Genomic DNA, 16825 nt, shown 5'->3' with positions numbered 1-16825 from the left:
AACCATCGCCGAATGATCGTGGAACGCCGGGTCGAGCTCCGCTTCGCGCAGGAGAGCCGTGAAGCCGAGACGCACACCAACCTTTCCGCCGTACGCCAGGACGGCCGCTGCCTGTGGGTGGCCGGTGACGAGACGGCCACCATCGAGCGGCTGACCGCCACCACCGACGCCGAGGGGCACGTCACCGGTTACGACGGCCAGCGCACGGTCCGCCTCGCCGACCTGGTCCCGCTGCCGGCCGGGCCCGAGGAGGAGGCCGACATCGAGGGGCTGGCCCGTACCGACGGCTGGCTCTGGGCGATCGGCTCGCACAGCCTCAAGCGCAAGAAGATCAAGGCGGGCCAGTCCGACGCCAAGTCGCGCAAGCGGCTGGCCACCGTGGTCCGCGAGGACAACCGGTTCATCATCGCCCGCATCCCGCTGGTGACCGGCGCGGACGGCCTGCCCGAGGTGACCGCCGCCGACGGCGACCGCACCGCCGCCGTGCTGGGCGGGCGCCAGGACTCCCTCACCGACCTGCTCGCCGGCGACCCGCACATCGCGCCGTTCCTGCAGATCCCCAGCAAGGACAACGGGATCGACATCGAGGGCATCGCCGCCCACGGCGAGCGCCTCTACGTCGGCTTCCGCGGCCCGGTGCTGCGCGGCTGGGCGGTCGTGGTGGAGATCCATCCCGAGACCGACCCCGACGACCCGCGCCGGCTGCGGCTGCGGCCGATCGGCGACGACGGCGAGCGCTACCGCACCCACTTCCTGGACCTGGGCGGCCTGGGCGTGCGCGATCTGTGCCCGCACGGCGACGACCTGCTCATCCTCACCGGCCCGAGCATGGACCTGGACGGCCCGGTCCGGGTGGTCCGCTGGCCCGGCGCCGTCACCGTCGACGCCGCCGGCATCGTCCCCGCCGAGGACCTGCAGGTGGTCGGCCCCCTCCCGTACGGGGACGGCGACGACCACGCCGAGGGCATCGCGGTCCTGGACGAGACCGACCACGACGGCCGCCCCAAGCTCCTGGTCGTGTACGACAGCCCCGCCGAGGACCGGCTGACGTCGGGGGGCGGCGTGCTGGCCGACGTGGTGTCGTTCGAGAAGTGACGGTCCCGGCCACCCGAGTAAGGGCTTGCTTTCACTCTGTGCTTGGATGGACGCCCCACCAGGCCGAGAGTGAGGCAACGCGCGCATGATCGAGTGGTCCGACGAAGATCTGATGATCCGGGACGCCGTACGCGGCTGGATCGAGGCCGAGGTCCGGCCCCAGTCCGAGCGGCTGGAGTCCGGCGAGCTGCCCCCGTACGACCTCATCCGGAGCCTCTACAAGACCTTCGGCATGGACGAGCTGGCGCGCTCGTCCTTCCAGTCCCGCCTGGAGCGCGAGGAGGCCGGGACCGGAGCCGGCGGCCAGGACGGCGAGGACGAGGACGGCGGGGCGCGCGGCGGCAACGCGGCGATGTCCATGCTGCCGGTCATCGAGCTGTGCAAGGTCGCGCCGGGGATGGTGTCGGCGATGGGCGTCAGCCTCGGGCTGGCCGCCGGCACCATCACCAAGCGCGGCAACGCCGAGCAGAAGCGCCGCTGGGCGCTGGACCTGCTCACCTTCGACAAGATCGGCGCGTGGGCGATCACCGAGCCCAACTCCGGCTCCGACGCGTTCGGCGGCATGCAGGCCACCGCCCGCCGGTCCGGCGACGGCTACGTGCTCAACGGCAGCAAGACGTTCATCACCAACGGCCCGTACGCCGACACGATCGTCTTCTACTGCAAGCTCGACGACGGCTCCCAGCCGCGCGACCGGGAGATCCTGACGTTCGTGCTGGACCGGGGCATGCCGGGGCTGGACCAGAGCAAGCCGCTGCGCAAGATGGGCCTGCACTCCTCCCCCACCGGCGAGCTGTTCCTCAACGACGTCCAGGCGGGCCCCGACCGGCTGCTGAGCTCCGGTTCCGGCAGCGGCAAGGAGTCGGCCAAGCAGAACTTCGTCACCGAGCGCGCCGGCGTCGCGGCGATGTCGCTGGGCGTCATCGAGGAGTGCCTGGCGCTGTCGGTCGACTACGCCAAGAAGCGCGAGCTGTGGGGCCAGCGCATCGGCGACTTCCAGCTCATCCAGCTCAAGCTGGCCAAGATGGAGGTCGCGCGGCTGAACGTGCAGAACCTGGTGTTCCGCCACATCGAGATGCAGCGCGCGGGCCGTACGCCCACCCTGGCCGAGGCGTCGGCGATGAAGCTGTACGCGGCGCAGGCGGCCTCCGAGGTCGCGATGGAGGCCGTCCAGCTGTTCGGCGGCAACGGCTACATGTCGGAGTACCGCGTGGAGCAGCTGGCCCGCGACGCCAAGTCGTTCCAGATCTACGCCGGCACCGACGAGATCCAGGTGACCCACATCGCCCGGGACCTGCTCGCCCGCTGAGTTCGCGCACGATCCCCTGGCACGGGAGAATCGACCCGAACTTCCGGTGTCCGCGGGCCGTCCAACAAGCGGAGGGCGGGTGGAAACGATCACCCGTTCTCCGCTCGGCGGCTCTTCTGGACAGGCGACGACGGGATCTGGATACTCACAGCTATGGACGGTCAGCCCGCGTTTCCGGTGAGAGCGTCCGATATGGAACGCGACCGTGTGCTGCGCGCGCTCAGCGACCGGGTGGCCGAGGGCCGGATGTCGCACGAGACGTTCGAGCGGCGGGTCGATCTGGTGCTGCGCGCCCAGAGCCAGTCCGAGCTGGCCGACATCGTGCACGACCTGCCGCCCACCAACCGGGTGGTCGGCCGGCTGACCGGGCTGATCTCCTCGGTGTCGCAGGTGACCGCGCGGTTCGAGGCGGCCTGGCGGGCGCCGCGGCTGCCCCGCTTCATGCTGCCGCCACCCGGGCTGACCCGGATCGTGGTGGGCCGCGCCCCGGGCTGCCAGTTCATCCTCACCGATCTGACCGTCTCGCGGTTCCACGCCGAGATCTACCGCTCCGACGAGGAGTGGATGATGTCGGATCTGGGCTCGATGAACGGCACCCGGCTCAACGGCTGGCGGCTCACCGGGCCGACCCGCGTCCGCCCCGGCGACGAGGTCGGCTTCGGCAACTCCACCTTCATCGTCGCCGCCTCCTGACCCTCGCGCGGCTGCTTTCATGGCGGTGTGGCAGATGATCGAAAAGCGAGCACCTGGGCCGCGGCGGCGATCCGGCGGCTCACCGCCGAACGCGACGCGCACGGCCCCACTCCCCTGATCCCCTTCCCCCTGCACGGCGACCTGGGCGTCACGCTCCTGTTCAAGGACGAGTCGGCGCATCCCACCGGCAGCCTCAAGCACCGTACGGCGCGGGCCCTGTTCCGGCACGCGATCGCCTCGGGCCGCATCACCGAGGGCGCCACCGTGGTGGAGGCGACCGGCGGCAACGCGGCGGTGGCGCAGGCGTACATGGCGCGGCTGCTGGACCTGCCGTACGTGGCGGTGATGCCGGGCCGCGAGGATCCGGCCAGGGCCGCGCCGATCGAGGCGCTGGGCGGGGAGTGCCGGTTCGTCACCCCGCCCCTGGCGATCTACGACGAGGCGCGCCGGCTGGCCGCCGATCGCGGCGGTTGCCACCTCGACCAGTTCACCTGGGCCGAGCGCGCGATCGACTGGCGCGGCGACGATCTGGCCGGCGAGCTGTTCGCGCAGGTCCCCGATCCGGCCTGGGTGGTCGTGGGCGCCGGTACGGGCGCGACGGCGGCGAGCCTGGGGCGGCACATCCGCTGCCACGGCCTCGGCGCGCGGCTGGCGGTCGTCGATCCGGAGAACTCGGCGTACCTGCCCGGGTGGGCGACGGGTGCCCACGACTACGCCACCGGGATGCCGACGCGGATCGAGGGCATCGGGCGCCCCCGCATGGAGCCCGGCTTCCTGCCGTCGCTGATCGATCTGATGCTGGCCGTACCCGACGCCGCCAGTGTCGCCGGAGCGCGGGCGATGCGCGCCGCGACGGGCCTGCCGGTCGGCGGATCGACGGGCGCCAACCTGTGGGGCGCGCTGCGCCTGGCCGCCCGGCCGGCCGAGGACGGCGTGCGGGGCACCATCGTGTCCCTGGTGGCCGACGCGGCCGATCGGCACCTGTCCACCGTCCACGACGGCGCCTGGGCCGAGGGCAAGGGCCTGGACCCCGCCCCGCACGCGGCGGCCATCGAGGGGTTCCTGGCCACCGGCGAGTGGAACGGTCCTTCTCGGTAGAGTCGCAACCGCGCGCCAGGACAGCGCCAGTGAACGGGCCAGTGAACGGGGAGGAACATCGTGCTCATCGGGTTCGCCGTGCCGGTGTCGGGGGGCTGGTCCACGCCGGCCAACCAGGTGCAGGTCGCCCAGCAGGCCGAGGAGCTCGGCTACCACTCGATCTGGACGCTGCAGCGCCTGCTGAATCCGGCCGGTGACAGCGGCATGCCGTACCGGGCCGTCCCGGATCCGCTGGTGACGCTGGCCTACCTGGCGGGCCTGACCGACCGGGTGCGGCTGGGCGTGGCGATCGTGAACGTGCCGTTCTACTCGCCGGCGCTGCTGGCCAAGCAGGCCGCCACGCTCGACCATGTCGCCTCGGGGCGGCTGGACCTGGGGCTCGGGCTGGGCTGGATGCCCGAGGAGTTCGCGGCGGCGGGCGCGCCGATGGAGCGCCGGGGCGCCAGGGCCGAGGAGTTCATCGCCGCGATGCGGTCGCTGTGGGCGGGGGCGGGCGAGGGGTTCGACGGCGAGTTCTACCGGTGGCCGCCGGTGGTGATGGAGCCGGCGCCGCTGCAATCGCCCGAGCCGCCGATCCTGCTGGGCGGGGCGGCCGAGCCCGCGCTGCGCCGCGCGGGGCGGCTGGCGGCCGGCTGGGTCAGCGCCAGCCGCGCCGATCCGTCCTCGCTCGGCACGTCGATCGCGATCGTCCGGGAGGAGGCGGAGAAGGCCGGGCGCGACCCGGCCGCGCTGCGCTTCGTGTGCCGGGCGGCGGTCCGGGTCCGGGAGGCGGCGCGGCGGGACCGGCGCCCGCTCACCGGGTCGCACGACGAGATCCGCGCCGACTTCGACGACCTCGCCGCGCAGGGCGTGACCGAGCTGTTCGTGGACCTCAACTTCGACCCGGAGATCAGCGGGGCGGACGCGGACCCGTGGGACGCGCTGCACCGCGCCCGCGAGGCCCTGCACGCCTTCGCCCCCGGCGCCTGAACGGGCGCCGGACGGGATCCGGACGGGTGCGGAGACACCGCTCCCCCGCGGGCCGGGCCCGCGGGGGAGCCGGATCGTTATCCAGCTGTCGGGCTATCCAGGTCGTGCTTTTCCAGGTGTTCCTTACAGGCGGGTCGTTCCTTACAGGGCCGGACGGCGGTTCTCCCAGGGGGTGCTGAGAACGACGGTGGTGCGGGTCGCGACGTTGGCCGCCGCGCGGATCTGCTGGAGCAGGTCCTCCAGCTCGTTGGGGGAGGTCACCCTCACCTTGAGGATGTAGCTCTCCTCCCCCGCCACCGAATGGCAGGCCTCGATCGCGGCCACGCCGGCCAGCCGCTCGGGTGCGTCGTCCGGAGCGGACGGGTCGATCGGTTTGATCGACACGAACGCGGTGAGCGGCAACCCGATCTGCTCGTTGTCCAGCAGTGCCGTGAACCCCTTGATGACGCCGCGCTTCTGCAGCCGCCGCACTCGCTGGTGCACGGCCGACACCGACAGGCCGGTCTCCTTGGCCAGATCGGTGAAGCTCATCCGGCCGTCGTCGGCCAGCAACGCCATGATCTGACGATCGATCTCCTCCACCCGGGAAATCTAGCGTGTCGGCGGGGCCCGTGCAGGGGCAAGGGCGATCACGGCGGAGCCTTCTTCGCGCCGCGGGCGCGGTGCCCTGCTCAGCCGGAGCGGCCGGGCGCCCGGCCGCCGCGCGGCGGGCCGCAACTGCCGCGCACGACCAGCTCGGCGGGCAGCAGCACCGGGCCGCCCCGGCCGCGGCGCGCACGGTCGCGCAGCAGCAGCTCGCAGGCCCGGTAGCCGATGTCGTGGCCGGGGCGGGCGACGGCGGTGAGGGGCGGGTCGCACAGCTCGGCCCAGGGCACGTCGTCGACCATCGCGATGGACACGTCGGCGGGGACGCGCAGGTCCAGCTCGCGGGCCACCAGGACGGCCGCCTCGCCGAGCAGGTGCCCGGCGGCCAGCACGGCGGTCACGTCCCCGCGCCGCTGCAGCAGGCCGGCGGCGGCGGCGTAGGCGCTGTCGCGTTCGGGACGGGCCGCCACGATGAGGTCCTCGTCGGTGGAGGCGCCCATGGCCTGCAGGGTGTCGCGGAACGCGCGCTCCCGTACACCGGCGGGGACGCCGGGGGCGGCGGCACCGAGGAAGGCGATGCGGCGGTGGCCGAGGCCGACCAGGTACTCGGTGAGGGTGCGCACGCCGGAGCGGTCGTCGGCCAGGACGGCGGGGATCTCGGGCAGGCCCGGCAGCACCCGGTCGGCGAACACGACGCCGGCCCCGGGGCCGGTGCCGGCGGCCCTGCGCCAGCCGGCGGCGTCGCCGGCGGGCAGCGCGATGACGCCGGCGACGCGCTGCTCGGCGAGCCGTTCCACGATCTCGGCCTCGCGGGCGGGGTCGCCGCCGGTGGTGTCCAGGATGACGTGCTCGCCGAGGCTGCGCGCGCAGGTCAGCACCCCGGCGATCAGCTCGGCGCAGAACGGGTCGGTGACGTCGGGGACGATCAGGCCGATGCCCGAGGCGCGCTGGAGCTTGAGCCCGCGGCCCAGGGCGCTGGGGCGGTAGTCCAGCTCCCGGGCCGCGGCCAGCACGCGTTCGCGGGTGGCCGCGCTGACCGAACCGGTGCCGGTGAAGGCCCGCGACACGGTGGCGATGCCCACCCCGGCCGCCGCCGCCACGTCCTTGATCGTCGCCGCTCGCCCGTTCGCCATCGTCTCCCGCCTCCGCCCGGCCGCCGTCCGGCGGCCGCCCGCCACCTTTTCACGATCTTCCATTTCCTGGAAACGTTTCCATGATGTTGACTCCATCCACTAGGTAAAACGCCTGGTGGGCGGTCAGGCGTTGGAAACGTTTCCACTTCAAGGGGTTCGAGATGGCCGAGATCGTGCTGGAGCAGGTCGACAAGGTGTACGGCGGCGGCGTCAAGGCCGTGGACGGCCTGGACCTGGAGATCCGCGACGGCGAGTTCATGGTGCTGGTCGGCCCGTCGGGCTGCGGCAAGTCGACCGCGCTGCGGATGATCGCGGGGCTGGAGGAGATCAGCGGCGGCAAGATCTCCATCGGCGACCGGGTGGTGAACGACCTGGCGCCCAAGGACCGCGACATCGCGATGGTGTTCCAGAACTACGCCCTGTACCCGCACATGACCGTCGAGCAGAACCTGGCGTTCGGGCTGAAGCTGCGCGGGGTGTCCAAGGAGGAGCGCGGCAAGAAGGTCCGCGAGGCCGCCAAGATGCTCGGCCTGGAGCAGTACCTGTCGCGCAAGCCGGCCGCGCTGTCGGGCGGGCAGCGGCAGCGGGTCGCGATGGGCCGCGCGATCGTCCGCGAGCCGCAGGCGTTCCTGATGGACGAGCCGCTGTCGAACCTGGACGCCAAGCTGCGCGTGTCGATGCGCGCCTCGCTCAGCCAGTTGCACGAGCGCCTCAAGGTCACCACCGTGTACGTCACGCACGACCAGGTCGAGGCGATGACGCTGGGCAGCCGGGTCTGCGTGCTGCGCGAGGGCAAGCTGCAGCAGGTCGACACCCCGCAGCGGCTGTTCGACAACCCGGTCAACCTGTTCGTCGCCGGGTTCATCGGCTCGCCGTCGATGAACTTCGTCTCGGCCGAACTGGTGCGCGACGACGACGGCGCCCGCGTCTCGTTCGCCGGCCACACGCTGCCGGTGCCCGACGACCTGGTGGCGGCCAAGCCGGGCCTGGAGGGCTACTTCGGCCGCTCGCTGATCCTGGGCGTGCGGCCCTCGGACTTCGAGGACGCCGCGCACGCCAAGCCCGACTGGGCGCCGATGCCGGCCACCTGCACGGTGACCGAGGAGCTGGGCAGCGAGATCAACGTGATCTTCACGATCGACGCCCCGCCGGTGGAGCACAAGGACACCGCCGACCTGGCCGAGGACGCCTCCGAGGGCGACCAGGAGATGGCGATCCCGCTGGCCGAGAACAAGGCGCTGTGGACGGCCCGCGTCAACGCCCGCTCGCACGTGCGGCCCGGCCAGGACATCGAGCTGGCGGTCGACACCCGCCGGCTGCACTTCTTCGACCCCGACAGCGGCCTGGCGATCGGCGCCCTGGCCTCCGCCTCGGATCCGGCCCCGGCTCCGGCCGACGGCGGGATCACCGGGTCCGGCCGGGTCCAGAAGGGCTGATCCGGTGCGGTGGTCCCCGGGCCGGGGCGAGGCCCGGGGATCACCGCGCGGTCACTTGACCGAGCCGGCTAGCACGCCCTGCACGAAGTAGCGCTGGAACGCGAAGAACACCGCCAGCGGGATGAGCAGCGACAGGAACGCGCCCGGCGCCAGCACGTCGATGTTGCCGGTGAACTGCCGCATCTGCGACTGCAGCCACTTGGTCATCGGCTGCGAGGCGGTGTCGGCGAACACCAGCGCGACCAGCAGGTCGTTCCACACCCACAGGAACTGGAAGATGCCCAGCGAGGCGATCGCCGGGCCGCCCAGCGGGAAGATCACCCGCCGGAAGATCGTCCACTCCGAGCCGCCGTCCATCCGCGCCGCCTCCAGCAGGTCGCGCGGGATGGCGGCGAAGAAGTTGCGCAGCAGGAAGATGGCGAACGGCAGCCCGAACGCCACGTGGAACAGCACCACGCCGGTGACCGAGCCGAACATCTGGAAGCCGCCGAAGTCGATCCGCCCGTACAGCTCGGCGACCGGGATCAGCGCCACCTGGACCGGTACCACCAGCAGCGCCACGACCAGCAGGAACAGCCAGTCGCGGCCGGGGAACTCCAGCCACGCGAACGCGTACGCGGCCAGTGAGGCGATCGCCACCACCAGCAGCGTGGACGGCACCGTGATCAGCACGGTGTTCCAGAACGAGGCGACGAAGTCGGGCTTGTCCAGCAGCGCCGTGTACGCCTGGCCGGTCAGCTGGGTCGGCGCGGTGAACACCTGCCACCAGCCGCCGGCGTTGTTGTCCTCGTTGGAGCGCAGCGAGGCCATCAGCAGGCCGAACGTGGGGACCAGCCAGAACAGCGCCACCACGGCCAGCATCGCCTGCGCCACGCCGCCGCCGAGCCGTCCGATCACCCGCGCGGCCACGCTCCGCCGGGGCGCGCCCGCCGCGCCCGCCGCGTCCTTCGCGCCCGCCTTCTTTTCCGTACGGGTGGGCTCGCGCTCGGCGCTGTCCGGCGCGGTGTCCGGTGAACTCATGACCGCTCCTGCCGCAGGCGCCGGATGTTGAACAGCATGGCGGGCACCACCAGCAGGAACAGCAGCACCGCGATCGCGCTGCCCGAGCCCTGGTCGTTGCCGCCGCCGAACGACTCGGTCCACATCCGCAGGGCCAGCACGCTGGCGTTCGGATCGCCGCCGCCGATGATGAACACCAGGTCGAAGACCTTCAGCACGTTGATGACCAGGGTCACCAGCACCACCATCAGCACCGGTGCCAGCAGCGGGATCGTCACCCGCCGGAACACCTGCCATTCGGTGCCGCCGTCGACCCGCGCCGCCTCCAGCGCGTCGCGGGGGATGGCGGCCAGCCCGGCGGCGATCAGCACCATCGCGAACCCCGCCCACACCCACAGGTAGGACCCGATGATGGCCGGCGTGATCAGCGTGCCGCCCAGCCACTCCGCGCCGCCGTAGGCGGCGGTGAAGGTCTCGGGGGGCACCGTGACGGTGAACGTCCCGGCCCGCAGCCCGGAGATCGTGAACGTGCCGTCCGCGCGGGTGGTGGCCTCCCCGGCGACGATGTCGCCCTGCTTGGCCTGGACGGTGACGCCCGGCAGGCCGGACTCACCGGCGTTGGGCTGGTTCAGTGCCCCGCCGCCGCCCTTGGTGAAGTCGAACCACACGGTGCCGGTCACCTCGCCGGCCTTGGCGGCCGGTGGCGCCGCCGCGGGCTCGGCGTCCTTGGGCAGGTGCTCGGCCTTGACCCGCACCAGGGGGACCAGCGCGCTCTGCCCGGCGGCCACGGGGGCGGTGACGGTGACGGCGCCGCCTTCGGCGCGGACCGGCTGCTTGTCCCCGGTGCGGGGGCCCGCGCCCGGGTAGCTGGCGTCCGCGGCGAAGGTGTCGTGGACGGCGACCATCGCGGCGTTGGCCACGCCCTTGTCGGGGTCCTGCTCGTACACCAGCCGGAAGATCACCCCGGAGGCCAGGAACGAGATCGCCATCGGCATGAACACCACCAGCTTGAACACCGTGGCCCAGCGGACCCGCTCGGTGAGCACGGCGAAGATCAGGCCGACGATGGTGACCAGGCTCGGCGCCACCACCACCCAGATCGCGGTGTTGCGGACCGCGACCAGGTTGTCGTGGCCCTGGAACACCCCGATGTAGTTGTCCAGGCCGGCGAAGCCGCCGGAGGCGTCGAAGAAGCTGCGGATCACCGAGTAGACGATCGGATAGACCACCAGGAAGCCCAGCAGCAGCAGGGCCGGCAGCAGGAACAGCACCGCGAACCAGGACGGCGGGGCGATCCCGCCCCGCCCCCGGCCGGTGCGGGCGGGACGGGCGGGCTCGCCGCCCGCCGCGGCGGAGGCGCCGCCGGCCGGACCGGCCGGCGGCACCTCGTCGTCGTGATCGACCTTCATTCGGGGGTTCCGGCCCTAACTCTTGTAGGCCTTCGCGGCCTCGGCCTCCAGCTTGGCCTGGGTGCCCTTGACATCGGAGGGCTTCTGCACGAAGCCGCGCAGCGCCTCCCACATGCCCTTGCCGGGCGTGCCGCCGAACGCGGCCGGGGTCAAGTCCGACATGTCGTAGCGGGCGGCGTCGCCGGCCTGCTGGAGCTGGGCGATGAGCTGCTTGGCGACCGGGTCGGCGTAGGCCTCCGGGGGGACGCCCTTGTTCGGCGACAGGTAGCCGCCCAGGCCCGCCCAGATCTTGCCGGCCTCGGGCGAGGCCAGGAACTTCATCAGCTCCATCGCGCCCTTGCCGTCCTTCAGCGCGACCGCGATGTCACCGCCCAGCATCGCCGGGGCGGTGTCGCCCGCCTTGGGGAAGGCGAACACCTTGGCGTCGGTGCCGACCTTGGACTTGGTGGTGCCGATGTTGGCGGCGGCGAAGTCGCCGCCGTAGACCATCGCGGCCTTCTGCTGGCCGAACACCTCGGTCACCGAGGCGTCGAACTTGGTCTTGGTGGCCTGCGAGACGCCACCGGCGAACAGGTCCGGCTTGCCCCAGATCTCCGCCAGGGTCTCCAGCGCCTTGGCCACCGACGGGTCGGTCCACTTGATCTCGTGCTCGGCCAGCTGGTCGTACTTGTCCGGCCCGGCCTGCGACAGGTAGACGTTCTCGAACCAGTCGGTGAGCGTCCAGGCGTCCTGCGGGCCGGCGGCCAGCGTGAACGGGGTGGTGCCCGAGTCCCGTACGGTCCCGGCCGCCTTCACCAGGTCCGCCCAGGTCGCCGGGGGCTGCACGCCGGCGTCGGAGAACACCTGCGGCCGGTACCACATGATGGACTTGTAGGCGGCCTTGATCAGCACGCCGTAGGTCTTGCCCTCGGCCGAGCCGAGCTCCTTCCAGTACGGCGTGAAGTTCGCGTCGATCTGCTGGGTCACGTCGGTGCCCAGCGCCTTCAGCGAGCCCTTGGCCGCGTACTGCTTCATCAGGCCCGGCTGCGGCAGGATCGCCACGTCCGGCGGCTGGTTGGCCTGCAGCCGCGGGCCGAGGAAGGCGTCGGTGTTCTCGCCGGTGGACGCGTACGCGACCGTCGCGCCGGTCTTCTTCTCGAACGCCTTGAGGACCTCGCGGAAGTTCTTCTCCTCCGGCCCGGTCCACTTGGCGGCGACCTCGACCTTGACGCCCTTGAGCGCGCCGCCGCCCGGCAGGGTCTCGTCTCCCCCGCCGTCGTCGCCGCCGCAGCCGGCCGCCGACACCAGCAGCCCCGCCGCCACGGCGGTGCTCAACACTCGCCTGCTGACCCTCATCCCTCATCCTCCCTGGACGATCCGGCGCCGTCCGATCCCCAGATCGACGCGCCGGTCTCGATATCGAAGAAATGCAGCCGGCCGGTATCGACCCGGACCTCCACCGGGTCGCCGACCTTGACTCGGGTGCGCGGGCTGAACCGCGCGACCAGGTCCGTACGGGGCGCGTCCAGGACGCCGAGCACGTCGGTGCCGGCGTCGCGGGCGAGTTCCCGGGTGTCCTCGGTGACGACGCGCTCGGCCTCGACCGCGAAGTGCACCAGCACGTCCGAGCCCATCGCCTCGACCAGGTCGGCGGTGGCCGCCAGCCGGGCGCCGCCGCCCGCCTCGGCCAGTTCGGCGTCCTCCATGTCCTCGGGGCGGATCCCGACGACGACGTCGCGGCCGAGGTAGGGGGCCAGCGCGGGCCGGTCCCGCAGCGCGCCGGCCGGCAGCTCCAGCGTCTGGCCGCCGACCTCCAGGCGCGCGGCGCCGGCGTCGCCGGCCAGCCGGGCCTGGAGCAGGTTCATGGCGGGCGAGCCGATGAAGCCGGCCACGAACAGGTTCGCGGGCCGGTCGTACAGCTCCTGCGGGGGCGCGACCTGCTGCAGCTCGCCCTTCTTCATCACCGCGACGCGGTCGCCGAGCGTCATCGCCTCGGTCTGGTCGTGGGTGACGTAGACGGTGGTGACGCCGAGGTCGCGCTGGATGCGGGCGATCTCGGCGCGCATCTGGACGCGCAGTTTGGCGTCCAGGTTCGACAGCGGCTCGTCCATCAGGAACGCCTGCGGCTCGCGGACGATCGCGCGGCCCATCGCGACCCGCTGCCGCTGCCCGCCCGACAGGTTGCGGGGCTTGCGGTCCAGGTGGTCGGTGAGGCCCAGGATCCGGGCGGCGTGCTCGACCTTCTCCCGGATCTCCTTCTTGGGCATCCGGCGCAGCGACAGCCCGAAGCCGATGTTGTCGCGTACCGACAGGTGCGGGTAGAGCGCGTAGCTCTGGAACACCATCGCCACGTCCCGGTCGCGGGCGGGCACCCGGTTGACCACGCGGCCGCCGATCACGACCTCGCCCTCGGAGATCTCCTCCAGGCCCGCGACCATCCGCAGCGCGGTGGTCTTGCCGCATCCCGAGGGACCGACCAGGACCAGGAACTCCCCGTCGGCGACCGACAGGCTCAGGTCGGTCACGGCCCGGGTGCCGTCGGGATAGACCTTCCCGACACTGGTGAGGGCCACCTCTGCCACACCGTCTCCTTTCGCCCGAACGCCGCGCGCGCAACCTTCGGAACATGCGTGGGCAACCCCTGCGGGACAATGCCTAGGTTCGTACAGGGCGGGGCGACCGGGCCGCAATAGGGCCCCGCCGGGTGGCCCAAACGGTGTACATATCGTTATCCAGACGTACATAAGGAACGAATGCAGCGGCGGGGGGGGGGGGCGGGGGCCCCCCCCCCCCGCTGCGGGTCGCGCGTCAGTGCACGAACGAGTGCGGACGCGTCAGTGCACCGTCAGTGCACGATGACCGTCTCCCGGGTGGTGAGGTTCAGCCGCTCGGCCCCCGTCTCGGTGCACACCACGATGTCCTCGATCCGCGCGCCGTGCGGCCCCGGGTAGATGCCCGGCTCGACCGAGAACGCCATCCCCGGCTCCAGCGGCTCGGTGTTGCCCGCCACGATGTAGGGCTCCTCGTGCGTCTCCAGCCCGATGCCGTGCCCGGTCCGGTGGAAGAAGTGCTCGCCGTACCCGGCCGCCTCGATGATGCCGCGGCCCGCGGCGTCCACGGCCTCGGGCGTGGCCCCGGGCCGTACCGCCGCGCACGAGGCCTCCTGCGCCTCGCGCAGCACGTCGTAGTACGCGACGTAGTCGGCCGGGGGCGTGCCCACGCAGTAGTTGCGGGTGGAGTCGGAGCAGTAGCCGCTCGGCATCGTCCCGCCGATGTCGACCACCACCGGCTCGCCGGCCCGGACGGGGCGCTCGGACGGCTCGGCGTGCGGGTTGGCGCCGTTGGGCCCCGCGCCGACGATGACGAAGTCCACGCTCGCGTGCCCCTCGGCGATGATCGCGTCGGCGATGTCGCGCGCGACCTCCCGCTCGGTCCGGCCCGGCTTCAGGAACTCCGGGACGCGGCGGTGCACCCGGTCGATCGCCGCGCCCGCCTCGCGCAGCGCCGCCACCTCGGCGGCGCTCTTGCGCATCCGCAGCCCGCGCATCACCTGCCCGGCCGCGACCTGCTCGGCGCCCGGCATCGCGGCACGGAACCGCAGCGCCATCGCCGCCCACATCCGGTCGGCCACCGCCACCTTCGCCGCGTCCCCCGGCAGCCGCGCCGCCACCAGCGCGAACGGGTCGTCGGTCTCGTCCCAGGGCACCAGCTCCACGCCGAGCGCGCCGGCCGGCGACTCCTTCGCCGCGGGCAGCTCCAGGCGCGGCACCACCAGGAACGGCTCGCCCGCCGCCGGCACGACCAGGCAGGTCAGCCGTTCCAGCTGCAGCGCGTCGTAGCCGGTGACGTACCGCAGATCCGGCCCCGGCGTCAGCAGCAGCGCGCCGAGCCCCGCCGCTCCGGCCGCCTCCCGTACCTGCGTGAGGCGCTCGCGCGGATACAACGACTCTGTCACGTCCGTCTCCATCCCTGTTCGTCTCCACCCCGCCGGCCGCCCGGCCGGTCGGCCCGGCCCGCCCGCACCGCGTACGGGACCAGCATCGCAAGGGCGGGCCGGCGGTGTCGCACCGGCGTGCGACGATGTGGGAATGAGCGGGCTGATGCTGCTGGACACGCCGTCGCTGTACTTCCGCGCCTTCTTCGGGGTGCCCGAATCGGTCAAGGCGCCCGACGGGACGCCGGTGAACGCCGTCCGGGGGCTGATCGACATGATCGCGCGGCTGGTCCAGGACCGCCGGCCCGAGCGGCTGGTGTGCTGCATGGACGCCGACTGGCGGCCGGCGTTCCGGGTGCAGGCGCTGCCCTCGTACAAGGCCCACCGGGTCGCCGAGACCGGCGGCGACCAGACACCGGACGCGCTGGAGGCGCAGCTGCCGGTGATCGACGCGGTGCTGAAGGCGTTCGGGCTGGCCGTCGTGGGAGCGGCGGGGTACGAGGCCGACGACGTCATCGGCACCCTGGCCGTACGCGGCGCGCCCCAGGGGCCGGTCGACATCGTGACCGGCGACCGCGACCTGTTCCAGCTCGTCGACGAGCGCGGCCCGGTGCTGGTGCTGTACACCGCGCGCGGCATCCGCAACCTGCAGGTGATGGGCGAGAAGGAGGTCGCGGACAAGTACGGCATCCCCGGCCGCGGCTACGCCGACTACGCCACGCTGCGCGGCGACCCCAGCGACGGGCTGCCCGGCGTTCCGGGCGTGGGCGACAAGACCGCTGCGGCGCTGGTGACCAGGTTCGGGTCGCTGGAGGGCATCCTGGCCGCGCTGGAGGCCGGCACGACCGAGGGGTTCCCCGCCGGCGCGCGCCGCCGGATGGAGGCCGCGCACGACTACCTCGCGGTGGCCGAGACCGTGGTCAGGGTGGTCACCGACATCGGCGACCCGGCGCTGCGCGACCTGGACGACCGGCTGCCCGCGACGCCGCGCGATCCCGAGGCCCTGATCGCGCTGGCCGACGAGTGGAACCTCACCGGCCCCGTCAACCGGCTGCTGAACGCGCTCGCCCCGTCCTGACCCCGGAGCTGACCCGAAGGTAAGGCCGGCGGCGCCCAATGTGTCAGATGACGCAGACAGCGCGTGCCCGCGGGAGCACCATCGTGATCAATGACGGGGTTTCCTGGGAGATGTGGACAGCAGCACGCACACATGGCCGCCGGAGCATCGCGGGCCGCCCGCTGAAGGCGGCCCGCGGTCGCCGGCGCACGAGCGGGCCGGTGCCCGCGGCACTGGGCCTCACCGCCCCACTCCCCCCAAATGCCGCGGGCACCGGTTCCCCGACGACCCTTCCGGCGGGGCGCTTGCCATACCGGCGCGCCGCCTGTCCACTGGAGTCACCCTCACTCAGGCCCCAGAGCCCGCCCGCCGGGCGGGCCCAGGAAACGGACCTCCCGTGACCGAACGGATCTCCCCGCCGCGCGACGGCGTGCCCAACGGGCGCCGCGACGGTTTCTGGGACGCCCTCGACCAGGTTCAGCGCGACGCCCTGCGGCAGGTCGCGCGGCGGCGCCATTACCCCGCCAAGAAGCCGCTGTGCTACCAGGGCGAGGAGTCGGACCACATCGTCATCATCGAGGAGGGCTGGGCGAAGGTGACCTCCTCCACCGAGGACGGCCACGACGTGGTGCTGGCCGTGCGCGGCCCCGGCGATCTGGTCTGCGAGAGCGCGGTGCTGGGCAGCCGGCAGCGGTCGGCGACCGTCACCGCGCTGAACCCGATCCGGGCGCTGGTGGTGCCCGCCGCCCGCTTCACCGGCTTCCTGGACGCGCACGCCACGGTCTGGCGGCTGGTCAGCGGGACGTTCGTGCGCCGCCTCGACGACGCCGACCAGCGGCTGCAGGCGCACGTGTCGGCCAAGGGCGACCAGCGGCTGGCCCAGCTGCTGGCGGGCCTGGCCGAGCTGTCGGCCCGGCACGCACCGCCCGAGCCCGACGGCAGCATCGAGATCGCCCCGCCGCTGTCGCAGGAGGAGCTGGGCAGCTGCATGGACGCCTCGCGCGAGACCGTCGCCCGCGCGCTCAACAGCCTGCGCGCGCTCGGCCTGGTCCGTACCGGCTGGCGGCGGATCATCGTGGAGGACCTGCCCGGCCTGCGCGAGTACGCGCAGGGCCGGCCGGAATCGTGA

Annotated in this window: 15 protein-coding genes; 8 read left to right on the top strand and 7 right to left on the bottom strand. The window is 72.8% G+C overall.

Translation table 11 applies throughout. The features are described 5' to 3' along the window. The first annotated feature begins 12 nt into the window (after positions 1 to 12). From ACH34Q_RS37235 to ACH34Q_RS37215, 5 genes are all read left to right on the top strand, one after another. Positions 13 to 1095, top strand: a complete 1083-nt coding sequence (locus ACH34Q_RS37235; RefSeq protein ID WP_395987871.1) for a DUF3616 domain-containing protein — start codon at positions 13 to 15, stop codon at positions 1093 to 1095. 85 nt (positions 1096 to 1180) lie between these two features. Continuing rightward, positions 1181 to 2404, top strand: a complete 1224-nt coding sequence (locus ACH34Q_RS37230) for an acyl-CoA dehydrogenase family protein (protein WP_395987870.1) — start codon at positions 1181 to 1183, stop codon at positions 2402 to 2404. A gap of 153 nt (positions 2405 to 2557) precedes the next feature. Beyond that, a complete protein-coding gene (locus tag ACH34Q_RS37225; protein WP_395987869.1) occupies positions 2558 to 3097 on the top strand; it encodes an FHA domain-containing protein in 540 nt (179 codons plus the stop codon). Between the two features lie 27 nt (positions 3098 to 3124). Beyond that, a complete protein-coding gene (locus tag ACH34Q_RS37220; RefSeq protein ID WP_395987868.1) occupies positions 3125 to 4195 on the top strand; it encodes a PLP-dependent cysteine synthase family protein in 1071 nt (356 codons plus the stop codon). Between the two features lie 60 nt (positions 4196 to 4255). Then, positions 4256 to 5164, top strand: coding sequence for a TIGR03619 family F420-dependent LLM class oxidoreductase (locus ACH34Q_RS37215; RefSeq protein WP_395987867.1), 909 nt, complete (start codon positions 4256 to 4258; stop codon positions 5162 to 5164). Positions 5165 to 5305: 141 nt separating this feature from the next. Here the strand turns inward: ACH34Q_RS37215 and ACH34Q_RS37210 are convergent, their stop codons facing one another. Beyond that, entirely contained in the window at positions 5306 to 5746 is a 441-nt protein-coding gene (locus tag ACH34Q_RS37210; RefSeq protein ID WP_395987866.1) for an Lrp/AsnC family transcriptional regulator, read from the bottom strand. An 89-nt stretch (positions 5747 to 5835) separates the two neighbouring features. Continuing rightward, positions 5836 to 6945 carry a LacI family DNA-binding transcriptional regulator gene (locus ACH34Q_RS37205; protein WP_395987865.1) on the bottom strand — a complete coding sequence of 370 codons (1110 nt, stop codon included), beginning with the start codon at positions 6943 to 6945 and terminating at the stop codon, positions 5836 to 5838. A gap of 98 nt (positions 6946 to 7043) precedes the next feature. Here ACH34Q_RS37205 and ACH34Q_RS37200 point away from each other — a divergent pair, with 98 nt between their 5' ends. Next, positions 7044 to 8318: an ABC transporter ATP-binding protein gene (locus ACH34Q_RS37200; RefSeq protein ID WP_395987864.1), complete on the top strand. Its 1275-nt coding sequence runs from the start codon at positions 7044 to 7046 to the stop codon at positions 8316 to 8318. Between the two features lie 51 nt (positions 8319 to 8369). On the opposite strand, the gene ACH34Q_RS37195 is transcribed toward ACH34Q_RS37200, so the two are convergent. The 5 genes from ACH34Q_RS37195 to ACH34Q_RS37175 form a co-directional block, all read right to left on the bottom strand. After that, positions 8370 to 9338 carry a carbohydrate ABC transporter permease gene (locus tag ACH34Q_RS37195; RefSeq protein ID WP_395987863.1) on the bottom strand — a complete coding sequence of 323 codons (969 nt, stop codon included), beginning with the start codon at positions 9336 to 9338 and terminating at the stop codon, positions 8370 to 8372. Then, positions 9335 to 10726 carry an ABC transporter permease subunit gene (locus ACH34Q_RS37190; RefSeq protein WP_395987862.1) on the bottom strand — a complete coding sequence of 464 codons (1392 nt, stop codon included), beginning with the start codon at positions 10724 to 10726 and terminating at the stop codon, positions 9335 to 9337. The genes ACH34Q_RS37195 and ACH34Q_RS37190 overlap by 4 nt, the downstream gene beginning before the upstream one ends. Before the next feature lie 15 nt (positions 10727 to 10741). After that, on the bottom strand, positions 10742 to 12061 hold the full coding sequence (locus tag ACH34Q_RS37185; RefSeq protein WP_395987861.1) for an ABC transporter substrate-binding protein: 1320 nt from the start codon (positions 12059 to 12061) through the stop codon (positions 10742 to 10744). Further along, positions 12058 to 13287 (bottom strand): ABC transporter ATP-binding protein, encoded by a 1230-nt coding sequence (locus ACH34Q_RS37180; RefSeq protein WP_395987860.1) that lies wholly within the window; start codon positions 13285 to 13287, stop codon positions 12058 to 12060. The genes ACH34Q_RS37185 and ACH34Q_RS37180 overlap by 4 nt, the downstream gene beginning before the upstream one ends. A gap of 263 nt (positions 13288 to 13550) precedes the next feature. After that, positions 13551 to 14660 (bottom strand): M24 family metallopeptidase, encoded by a 1110-nt coding sequence (locus ACH34Q_RS37175; protein ID WP_395987859.1) that lies wholly within the window; start codon positions 14658 to 14660, stop codon positions 13551 to 13553. A gap of 133 nt (positions 14661 to 14793) precedes the next feature. On the opposite strand from ACH34Q_RS37175, the gene ACH34Q_RS37170 reads away from it, so the two are divergent. Beyond that, positions 14794 to 15717, top strand: coding sequence for a 5'-3' exonuclease H3TH domain-containing protein (locus ACH34Q_RS37170; RefSeq protein ID WP_395987858.1), 924 nt, complete (start codon positions 14794 to 14796; stop codon positions 15715 to 15717). Between the two features lie 376 nt (positions 15718 to 16093). Further along, on the top strand, positions 16094 to 16825 hold the full coding sequence (locus tag ACH34Q_RS37165) for a Crp/Fnr family transcriptional regulator (protein WP_395987857.1): 732 nt from the start codon (positions 16094 to 16096) through the stop codon (positions 16823 to 16825).

Origin of the sequence: Actinomadura sp. 9N407, assembly GCF_044326315.1 — a bacterium.
Classification (GTDB): domain Bacteria; phylum Actinomycetota; class Actinomycetes; order Streptosporangiales; family Streptosporangiaceae; genus Spirillospora.
Note: the sequence above shows the minus strand (reverse complement) of the source record. Positions and strands in the feature narration are given on the sequence as shown.